The following is a 10,562-nucleotide window of genomic DNA, read 5'->3' as shown; positions in this document are numbered from 1 at the left end:
GACCTGCTGATGAAGGTTCGTACCACCCGTGACATCTATCGCGCCAAAGAAGCAGGTAAGACCGGTGTGATGATGGGTTTTCAGAATGCTCATGCGTTTGAAGATCAGATCGGCTACGTCAAAGTGTTTAAAGATCTGGGCGTGGGCATTGTGCAGATGTGCTACAACACCCAGAACCTGGTCGGCACCGGCTGCTACGAGCGTGACGGTGGCTTGTCCGGTTTCGGTCGCGAGATCGTGGCGGAAATGAATGAAGTGGGTATGTTGTGTGACCTGTCTCACGTCGGCCCACAAACCGCAAAAGAAGTGATCGACGAATCCAAAAAACCGGTGGCCTATTCTCACTGCCTGCCATCGGGTCTGAAAGAACATCCACGTAACCGCAGCGATGAAGAACTGAAGTACATCGCAGACAACGGCGGTTTTGTCGGCGTCACGATGTTCACGCCGTTCCTGCGTGCGGGTGTGAATGCCACGGTTGACGACTACGTCGAAGCGATCCAGTACATCTACAACATCGTGGGTGAAGATGCGATCGGTATCGGTACTGACTTTACGCAAGGTCACGGTCAGGATTTCTTCGAATATCTGACTCACGATAAGGGCTACGCACGTCGCCTGACCCGCTTTGGCGAGATCATTAATCCAAAAGGTATCCGTACGGTCGGTGAATTTCCGAACCTGACCGAAGCTTTGTTGCGCAACGGTTTCTCTGAAACACAGGTGCGCAAAATTATGGGCGATAACTGGGTCAACCTGCTGAAAGAAGTCTGGGGCGAATAAGCCAACCCACTCCCTGAACCCTGTTTGTGACGGGGCATGAGTTGCCGGGCGATTGGGCTCCTCGGCAACTTGTGCCTTGTTGCTCCTAACGTGACACCCGCTGTAAATCATCAATAGCGATCCGGGTGCACGTATAAAGAATTGAATTTGAGGTAGAAAAAAATGGGTGTACACACGCCAGAAATGCCAATCAACGTAGACGACGAAACCGGTGTATGGACAACAGATGCATTGCCAATGCTGTATGTGCCGCGTCACTTCTTCGTTAACAACCACATGGGTATTGAAGAGGAGATCGGTGCCGAGCGTTATGCCGAGATTCTGTACAAGGCGGGTTATAAATCTGCGCACTACTGGTGTGAGAAAGAAGCGGCAGAGCACGGTATCAAGGGTGAGGACATCTGGCATCACTACATGAAACGTCTGTCTCAGCGTGGTTGGGGTTTCTTCGTCACTGAAGAGCTGGATCTGGAAAAAGGCACTGCGAAAGTGCGTCTGGAAAACTCCGCATTTGTTTACCAGTACGGTCAGGTCAACCGCAAAGTCGATTACATGTTCACCGGTTGGTTTGCCGGTGCGCTGGATCAGATTGCTGAAAGCCTGGGTTATGACGTACGCACTAAAGCGGAACAGACTCAGTGTGCAGCGGAAGAAGGTTGTGAGGTGGGTTACTTCGAAGTAACCCCTCTGTAAAAGCTGCTGAAAGCTATTGCGCTTGGCAGGGCGGTGTTAAAAACCGTCGGGTGATGCTCACATAGCGCAGCTATGCTGCGCTCCGCCTACCCCTGCCGGCGCTCATAACGCTTTCAGTCACCTTTTATGCACGATTTAGACAAGAGCAGAGGCCTTCGGGCTTTCGAAAAATAAATATAAAGGTACGAGAAAGGCTTATAGCGTGGTTGCTTAAAGTTGACTCGTCCAGAGAAGAGATCGGGGTGTTTCCATGTCCCAGTTTGATGTGCTGTTTGAGCCACTCAAGATTAACAAGCTGACGATTCGTAACCGTATCGTCAGTACCGCTCACGCTGAGGTGTATGCCACCGATGGCGGTATGACCACTGATCGCTACGTGAAGTACTACGAAGAGAAAGCCAAAGGCGGCTGTGGTCTTTGCATCTGTGGTGGTTCCAGTGTGGTGTCTATCGACAGTCCACAAAGCTGGTGGAGTTCCGTCAACCTGTCGACGGATCGGATCATTCCACACTTCCAGAATCTGGCCGATGCGGTGCATAAGCACGGCGGCAAGATCATGATTCAGATTACCCATATGGGGCGCCGTTCCCGTTGGGACGGTGAAAACTGGCCGAACCTGATGTCGCCATCCGGTATCCGTGAGCCTGTTCACCGTGCAACCTGTAAGACCATCGAAGAGGAAGAGATCTGGCGCGTGATCGGTGATTTCGCACAGGCCGCTCGCCGGGCGAAAGAGGGTGGTCTGGACGGTGTTGAGCTGTCGGCAGTACACCAGCACATGATCGATCAGTTCTGGTCGCCGCGTGTGAACAAACGCACCGATCAATGGGGCGGCACCTTCGAAAACCGTATGCGCTTTGGTATGGAAGTGTTGAAAGCGGTTCGTGAAGAGGTGGGTCGTGATTTCTGTGTCGGCCTGCGTATTACCGGTGACGAATTCCACCCGGACGGCCTGAACCATGATGACATGAAAGAGATCGCCGCGTACTACAACGCGACAGGCGAAATCGATTACTTCGGTGTTGTTGGCTCCGGTTGTGATACGCACAATACCCTGGCAAACGTTATTCCGAACATGAGCTACCCACCTGAACCGTTCCTGCATCTGGCGGCCGGTATCAAAGAGGTGGTGGACGTTCCTGTCATTCATGCGCAGAACATCAAAGACCCTAACCAAGCGAAGCGTATCGTTGAAGCCGGTTACGTGGACTTTGTCGGTATGACCCGTGCGCACATCGCGGATCCGCATCTGATCGCCAAGATCAAAATGGATCAGGTGGATCAGATCCGTCAGTGCGTGGGTGCAAACTACTGTATCGACCGTCAGTATCAGGGACTGGACGTTCTGTGTATCCAGAACGCTGCGACCTCCCGTGAATACATGGGCTTGCCACACATCATCGAAAAAACCAGCGGTGACGTACGTAAAGTTGTCGTTGTTGGCGGTGGCCCGGGTGGATTGGAATCCGCACGTGTTGCTGCAGAGCGCGGTCATAACGTCACGCTGATTGAAAAAGCAGAAGAACTGGGCGGCCAGATTACGTTGGCGTCCAAAGCACCGCAGCGCGATCAGATCGCAGGTATCACCCGTTGGCTGGTGATGGAGCTTGAGCGTCTGGGCGTTGATATCCGTCTGGGTACTGCTGCGGATGCTGAGCTGGTGCGCGAACTGAAACCAGATGTGTGTGTGATTGCCACCGGTGGTCGTCCGTTTATCGATCAGAACCCGGAATGGGGCGCTGAAGAAGGTCTGGTGATCTCCAGCTGGGATATTCTCAGCGGCAAGGTTGAGCCGGGCAAAAACGTGCTGATCTACGACACTATCTGTGAATTCTCCGGTATGTCTGCGGCAGATTATCTGGCCTCCAAAGGCTCACTGGTTGAGCTGGTGACTGACGATATTAAACCGGGTGTTGGCATCGGCGGGACAACCTTCCCAACGTACTACCGCTCTCTGTATGAGAAAGAGGTGATCATGACCTCTGACTTCCTGCTGGAGAAAGTGTACCGCGAAGGTGACAGCCTGGTGGCTGTGCTGGAGAACGAATACACGGGTCAGCGTGAAGAGCGAGTGGTTGATCAGGTTGTGGTTGAGAACGGCGTGCGTCCAAACGAAGAGTTGTATTACGCCCTCAAAGAGGAGTCCCGTAACAAAGGACAGATCGACAACGACGCGTTGTTCGATATCAAGCCACAGCCTGTGCTCTCAGAATCCGGCGACGGCATGATCTTGTGGCGTTTGGGTGACTGTGTATCCCAGCGCAACACCCATGCTGCGATGTACGACGCATTGCGTCTGTGTAAAGACTTGTAAGGCGCTACCCCGTCACGCCGAACCTTGGGGGTGACGGGCCTTTCAAAAATAACAGGGCAGGCTCACTGCCCGTACACCTGCTCTATGAGGGTGAAAAATGGTTCTCGAGTGGTTACCTTCCGTTTTGATCGCTGCCACGCTGTTGCTGGCGGTGGTCGGCGCTGTCCGCCGTATCAGTTTATGGCGTGCGGGTCAGCCAGATCAGGTTGATCTGATCGCCGGTCTAATGGCAATGCCCAAGCGTTATCTGCATGACCTGCACGATGTGGTCGAACGTGACAAATACATGTCCAAAACCCACGCTGCGACCGGTGGTGGTTTTGTCCTTTCTATTGTCCTTATCCTGCTGGTGCATCTGGCGGGTATCGACAGCCAGATTCTGGCATGGGCGCTGTTGTTCGCATTGGCTTTGATGCTTGTTGGAGCGATCTTTGTTCTCAAGCGTCGTATGGACCCGCCTAGCCGGATCTCCAAAGGCGCGTGGATGCGTCTGCCAAAAAGCCTGCTGGCATTTTCCTCTGCCTTTATCATCCTGACCCTGCCTGCGGCTGGTATTTTGCCGGAAGGTACAGGCGGTTGGGTGCTGACATTGGTCCTCAGTGCCGTGATCCTGTTGGGCCTTGGCGAGATGCTGTTTGGCATGACCTGGGGTGGGCCGATGAAGCACGCGTTTGCGGGTGCGCTGCATCTGGCATTCCACCGTCGTCAGGAGCGTTTTGGCGGTGGCCGTTCTACCGGTCTGAAGCCGGTTGATCTGAGCCAGAACGGTCAGACGCTGGATATTCTGGGTGTATCTAAGCCGAAAGAGTTTAAGTGGAACCAACTGCTGGGTTTTGATGCCTGCGTGCAATGCGGTAAGTGTGAAGCGATGTGTCCGGCGTTTGCTGCGGGTCAGCCGTTGAACCCGAAAAAACTGATTCAGGATATGGTTGTGGGTCTGGCCGGTGGTACCGATGCCAAATACGCGGGTTCTCCTTATCCGGGTAAAGACGTTGGTAATGCGAAAGGCGGTCCGGATCAGATCATCACCAACGGTCTGGTTGATCCTGAAACGCTTTGGTCCTGCACCACCTGTCGTGCCTGTGTGGAAGAGTGCCCGATGATGATCGAGCATGTGGATGCGATTGTGGATATGCGTCGTTTCCTGACCATGGAAAAGGGTGATACGCCCAACAAAGGCGCAGAAGTGCTGGATAACATCATCGCCACGGATAATCCGAACGGGTATTCACCGGCCAGCCGTGTGAACTGGGCGGCGGATCAGAATTTACCGTTGATGAGCGATGTGAAGCAAGCCGATGTGCTGTTCTGGGTCTCTGACGGTGCGTTTGATATGCGCAGTCAGCGTATCCTGCGTGCGTTCGTTAAGCTGATGAAAGCGGCAAATGTAGATGTCGCGATTCTGGGTGATGAAGAGCTGGATAGCGGTGATGTGGCCCGTCGTCTGGGTGATGATGCTGCGTTCCAGAGTCTGGCTAAGCGTAATCTGGAAATTCTTTCCCAGTACTCGTTCAAGAAAATCGTGACCACCGACCCGCATGCTTACCATTGCCTACGGAACGAATACGGTGATTTTGGTAGCGATGCGCTGGAAGGGGTCGAAGTGTTGCACCACACCACGTACCTGAACCAATTGGTACAGGACGGTGCATTGAAACTGGAAGCCTTTAGCGGCGGTACCGTGACCTATCACGATCCGTGTTATCTGGGACGATACAACGGCGAATACGAAGCGCCGCGTGAGTTGCTGCGTTCGTTGGGCATTGAAGTCGCTGAGATGGAGCGCTCCGGTTTCCGTTCACGCTGTTGCGGTGGCGGGGGTGGTGCACCGATCACGGATATTCCAGGTGAACGTCGTATCGCTGATATGCGCATGGAAGATGTGAATAGCACGGGCGCTGAGCTGGTGGCAGTCGGTTGTCAGCAGTGTACGGCGATGCTGGAAGGTGTAGTCGAACCCCGTCCGGAAGTGAAAGACATTGCCGAGATTCTGGTCGATCAGCTGGTCGAGGAGGTCCACTGATGAGTGATGTGCTAAGACGAGATCCCCGCGCCGAGTGGATCGCCCGTAACCGCCTGCATCCGTTACACGGTACGGTCAGTGTGGGTGATGAAGCCGAAGTTCGCGGTCCATCCGGTCTGCTGCGTAAGAATCCGCATAAGGTCGGATTTATTGGCCCGAACGGCATTAAGCGTATTGATCGCCTGAAAGGGAATGGCAACACTGTCGCGATGGGACGCCGCAGCAGCGGTCCACAGGAAGTGTTACTGCCGTTACACAGTGTTGAGCAGCCTGATTTCTACATCGTTGTTGTACCGGATATGGTGGGGGGGCGTCTCACAAGTCAGGACAAAGACATTCTCGGTCAGGCACACAAGCTGGCCCGCGGAATTGAAGGTGGTAACGAACAAAAAGGAGCGGTGGTTGCTGTCTGCTTCGGTGAAAGCAAAGAGGAAGGGTTCGACACCTCAGGTGTGGATCGTCTGATTCTACTGGATAGCGAAGAGTATCAGGGGTTCTGTCCTGAGCAGCAGCTAGCAGCGTTAGTGCAGATCGAAGCCAGCTATCAGCCAAAACATTGGTTGTTCCCGGACAGTGTGAATGGGGGCGCGGACCTCGGTGCACGTCTGGCGGCGCGATTGGACGAACGTCCAGCAGTGCAGGCGTGGCAGGTGGATCACGAAACCACCGTCAGTCGCGGTGCGTCGGGCAGTATTGATATTAGTCGCGCGACACCACGTATCCTGATGCTGGTAGAGGAGTGTGCTGATCCTATCGACGAAACCCGTCATGAGGCGCAGCCACTGGCACTGGAATCTATACCGCGTGCCATTGCTCAGCTGCAGGATCAGGGACAGGTGGCGGTTGATCCTAATGCGATTCCACTGGCCGAAGCGGAGTTTATTTTGTCGGCGGGCAACGGTATCCATAACTGGGATCAGTTCCACGATACGGCGACTGCGCTGGGCGCCACCGAAGGGGCCAGCCGTGTGGCGGTGGATGATGGCTTTATGCCACGTTTCCGTCAGGTCGGAGCTACCGGCACCTGGGTAACTGCGCGTGTGTATCTGGCCGTAGGTATCTCCGGTGCGATCCAGCACATGCAGGGGATTGGCCAGTGCGACAAGGTGATCGCCATCAATACCGATGCTGGGTGTGACATGGTGAAACGTGCCGCATTGAGTGCCATTGGTGACAGCGAAGAGATTCTGGCTGAACTGCTGAAACTGGCGCAGGAACATCGTGCAAAACAAAGTGAAGAGGGGGATCAGCATGCAGCCTGAAGGTAAAAGCCAAGTGCAGGATCATTCGTTGGATCGTTCATTAGATATTGTATCGTTGATCTCCATCGGTCAGCATCCGCAGTCGGGTCGCGTACGCCGCGCTGAACAAGATGGTCGCGCAGTGGAGCTGGGTATGAATCTGGCAGAGAAACATACGGTGCTGCATGCGGGTGATCCGTTACAGCAGGCCTTGCGCTCCTATGCAGGTATGGGGTTGTCCGAAGTGCAGGTGCTGGATCTCGGTCCCCGTGCTGACGCTGTGCCCGCACTGGTCGAGTACTTACAGGATCATCGCCCGGACATCGTACTGACCGGCGTGCGTGCAGAAAGTGGCGAGTCATCAGGTATGGTGCCATATCTGTTGGCTGAGAAACTTAACTGGCCGGTGGTGGCACGTGTGGCTGATATCGTGTCGGTTGAAAACGGTGTCGCTGAGCTGTTGTTAGCACTGCCGCGCGGTCAGCGTCGGGCGTTAAAAGTCCCGCTGCCTTTTGTGGCGACCATTGATAATGCTGCGCCGGAAGCGCGTCAGTCTGCATATGGTCCGGGTCGCCGTGCGCAGGTTGAATCCCTCGAAGCTGTGGTTGAGGATGATCCGGTGCGTAGCGACTGGGTGGAAGCAAAAGCGAAACCGCGGCCTAAACGTTTGAAGGTGGTTAAAGCAAAAACAGCGGCTGAGCGATTCAAAGCGGCGACCGCAAAACCACAAGGTGAATCCGGTAAGGTGCTCAAAGACATGCCTGCGGCTGAGCAAGCGCGTGAGATTTTTGATCTTCTGTTGGAAGAAAAGGTCATTAGCTGATCGCGATTAAGGTGCCTCCTGCTACTGTAGCGGAGGCACTGTTTCATAGGCTACCGCTACGCCACTCCCTTCATGTGCTTATCTCATCGCTTCCGTTCTATGGGTTTAGTAAATTCCCAATATTGACGAAATTAAAATGCCTGTAATTGATCGTTATTAATTCCCTAAGCATGAGTGGCTTTTAACGCGAAGGTAATAGTTTCATAAATCTGACTTTATACAGATGTCGCATGTAGGTATGCAGGTGTCGCTTTAAGATGTGTTGGCCAGATATATAGCGATAGTATGAATGAGGTCGATTAACTAAGTTTCCGTTTATGTATAAGAATGGTTTTTGCCGGTTTCTTATAACGATGAAAATAAATATAAGGATAACGCAGCAATGATGATTGCAGACCTTTTTGATGAAAGTGATTTCAGAGAGAAACTGATCGACCTTGGAATACCCATCGACCAAGACGCAACGTTCGATGAATGCCGCAGCACGGTGTTGGCGTGGCTGGATAGTACGCCGGAAGCTGTGTCACAAGTGGTTGGATTCTTTGAAACATTAAGAAACACAGACGTTGTCTTGTTGCCTGAAGTGGATGAATTCATTGATAATGTTCTTTCAATTCATGCATGTTAGTTCGCATTTTAGGTGAACATGCTAAGTCCGTATCAATGATGAATAAAGTTCAGACAATAAAATCTGCTTTGGAAGTTATTTTGCTGGTTTACATCGTACTGGGTGTCGGCTGGCTTGCATGGCTGGATATTGCGGGGAATGGATGAAGTTCTCATCGTGATAAAGCTAATGGATGTCGTCTTGTGAAACGCTAATTTATTAAAAATAACGTCTGCTAAAAACAACTGACTATTTAATTATTGTATCGCGTTGATTATGTCTGCGATCTGTATGTATGTTACTGATGTTGAACGCTTGTTAACCACTCCTGGTGTCTCCTGACTTTAATCCTTGCCGATAGTATCCCTTCTCTGTATCGTCGCCGAAAATATTCTCTCAATATATACATGATCTTATTAGAACGGGGCATTGGCATATGCCTGTCTTCATATCGGTGCTGCGAAAATTGCCTGTTTTAATGGTTTCTATGACGTGTCGAAAACAGACAGGTTTTAACAGTATCTGTCGTTAAAAGTCAGCTGAAAAAATCACCAACTCGTAAGATAAATAGACCTGATCAAACACCCCGGATGTAACGCCTTAGCTGCAGAGACTGAAAGAGCCGGTCTCCTATGGGGGAGTTGGAGTATTGAGGGGGTAGCGGCTGTGTTCGCATGACCGAATCCCTGAATATTCCTAACACCAGATATGCACGGTGGTGCTCGCTGCGGGACTGTTTTTGATTGGCGATGTTCGTACTCGATACAGCATATCGTCGCACAGAGTTGGCTCGGCTGATAACGATTCGTATCAACCGAGCCACGGGCGGGGATATCAATTCTAATAAGAAAACGGAGTAGTTCTATGAACCAAAGTGTGAAAGACCGTCCTAAGTCGGCAGAGTATACCTCCGACTATAAGGCGGGACAGGACAACGTGCAGGTGATGGGGATGGACGTCCATAACCCCGTATTCACCACGAGTGCACTGGCGATCCAGACCTTTATTGTACTGGCCTTGCTGTTCCCGGCTGATGCAAAAGAGATGCTGGTAGGCGCACGTACCTGGTCAATCGAGACCTTCGATTGGTTGTTTATGATCGCTGGTAACGTATTTGTGCTCTTCTGTCTGGCCTTGATCGTTCTGCCTGTCGGCAAGGTTCGTTTGGGTGGCGCGAGCGCAAAACCTGATTTTAGCCGTATGTCCTGGTTCTCAATGCTGTTTGCTGCGGGGATGGGTATCGGTCTGATGTTCTGGAGTGTGGCTGAGCCCGTTGCGTACTACACCGATTGGTGGGGCACACCGCTGAATGCTGAAGCGAAAACACCGGAAGGTGCGTCTGCTGCGATGGGTGCCACGATGTTCCACTGGGGATTGCACCCGTGGGCAATCTACGGCGTTGTTGCACTGGCACTGGGTTTCTTCACCTATAACAAAGGCCTGCCGCTGACGATCCGTTCTGCGTTTTATCCGTTGTTTGGTGAGCGTGTTTGGGGTCCGACGGGCCACATCATCGATATCGTTGCCGTATTGGCGACCATCTTTGGTCTGGCGACATCTCTGGGTCTGGGGGCTTCTCAGGCGGGTGGTGGTCTTAGCTTCCTGTTTGGTATCGAGAACAACATCTCTACTCAGGTGGCGATCATCGTGGTTGTCTCTGCGATTGCGATCTTCTCTGTTGTCCGTGGTCTGGATGGTGGTGTAAAACTGCTAAGTAACCTGAATATGGGTATCGCAGGGGCATTGATGCTGTTTGTGATTCTGGCGGGTTCTTTGGGTGCGTTCTTTGGCAACTGGTTCAGTACTGTCGGCAGCTACGCTGAGAATATTTTCCAGTTGAGTAACTGGATCGATCGTGAAGATGAGAAGTTCTACAAAGGCTGGACCGTGTTCTACTGGGCATGGTGGGTATCCTGGTCTCCATTCGTGGGTATGTTTATCGCCCGCGTATCCCGTGGCCGCACCGTGCGTGAGTTCATGATCGCTGTATTGTTGATCCCTACCTTAGTGTCTTCTGTCTGGATGGCTGCATTTGGTGCACAGGCGCTGGATCAGATTCAGAACAACGTCGGTCAGCT

At 52.5% G+C, this 10,562-nt stretch carries 8 protein-coding genes; all 8 read left to right on the top strand.

Going from position 1 to position 10,562, the window contains the following annotated elements:
• A partial coding sequence (locus ABYW01_RS06280) for a dipeptidase (protein WP_372831643.1) occupies nucleotides 1-783 on the top strand: 783 nt, incomplete at its 5' end.
• Nucleotides 784-945: 162 nt separating this feature from the next.
• Nucleotides 946-1,476, top strand: a complete 531-nt coding sequence (locus ABYW01_RS06275; RefSeq protein WP_372831642.1) for a DUF5943 domain-containing protein — start codon at nucleotides 946-948, stop codon at nucleotides 1,474-1,476.
• Nucleotides 1,477-1,726: 250 nt separating this feature from the next.
• Complete coding sequence (dgcA, locus tag ABYW01_RS06270) at nucleotides 1,727-3,790, top strand: dimethylglycine demethylation protein DgcA (RefSeq protein ID WP_372831641.1); 2,064 nt, start codon at nucleotides 1,727-1,729, stop codon at nucleotides 3,788-3,790.
• A 97-nt stretch (nucleotides 3,791-3,887) separates the two neighbouring features.
• A complete protein-coding gene (locus tag ABYW01_RS06265; protein ID WP_372831640.1) occupies nucleotides 3,888-5,813 on the top strand; it encodes a (Fe-S)-binding protein in 1,926 nt (641 codons plus the stop codon).
• Nucleotides 5,813-7,075: an electron transfer flavoprotein subunit alpha/FixB family protein gene (locus ABYW01_RS06260; protein WP_372831639.1), complete on the top strand. Its 1,263-nt coding sequence runs from the start codon at nucleotides 5,813-5,815 to the stop codon at nucleotides 7,073-7,075. Before ABYW01_RS06265 ends, ABYW01_RS06260 begins: the two co-directional genes overlap by 1 nt.
• On the top strand, nucleotides 7,065-7,877 hold the full coding sequence (locus ABYW01_RS06255; RefSeq protein WP_372831638.1) for an electron transfer flavoprotein subunit beta: 813 nt from the start codon (nucleotides 7,065-7,067) through the stop codon (nucleotides 7,875-7,877). The genes ABYW01_RS06260 and ABYW01_RS06255 overlap by 11 nt, the downstream gene beginning before the upstream one ends.
• 382 nt (nucleotides 7,878-8,259) lie before the next feature.
• Nucleotides 8,260-8,505, top strand: a complete 246-nt coding sequence (locus tag ABYW01_RS06250; protein ID WP_372831637.1) for a hypothetical protein — start codon at nucleotides 8,260-8,262, stop codon at nucleotides 8,503-8,505.
• A gap of 843 nt (nucleotides 8,506-9,348) precedes the next feature.
• On the top strand, nucleotides 9,349-10,562 hold a 1,214-nt coding region (locus ABYW01_RS06245), incomplete at its 3' end, for a BCCT family transporter (protein WP_372831636.1).

The sequence above is a fragment of the Pontibacterium sp. genome, assembly GCF_041587635.1.
Taxonomy (GTDB): Bacteria; Pseudomonadota; Gammaproteobacteria; order Pseudomonadales; family Balneatricaceae; genus Pontibacterium.
This window is presented reverse-complemented; position numbering and strand designations above follow the sequence as displayed.